Consider the following 210-nt stretch of genomic DNA (forward strand, 5'->3'; position numbering starts at 1 on the left):
TTATAGTAGTTTGATATATCTTGATTTAATAACTTTTCACTTAGTGATTTAAATAAAGTTTCCTTTATCAAATAACGCTTCAAAGTACATAGATTTCTATTTAATAAGGAGTCAATGAGGCGCATTTTTTGGTCGTATTTAATATCATTTGAAATTGCCTCAATAAGGTGAGGAATCTTATTTTCTCTGATTGATTTAGCTAAAATCAAT

1 protein-coding gene is annotated in these 210 nt (G+C 26.2%); it reads right to left on the reverse strand.

What is annotated here, in order from left to right; genetic code table 11:
* Positions 1-210 (reverse strand): hypothetical protein (locus tag V6260_RS19405; RefSeq protein ID WP_341595635.1); only part of this gene is annotated, 210 nt, incomplete at both ends.

This window comes from Pseudoalteromonas aliena (genome assembly GCF_038155085.1).
Taxonomy (GTDB): domain Bacteria; phylum Pseudomonadota; class Gammaproteobacteria; order Enterobacterales; family Alteromonadaceae; genus Pseudoalteromonas; species Pseudoalteromonas aliena_A.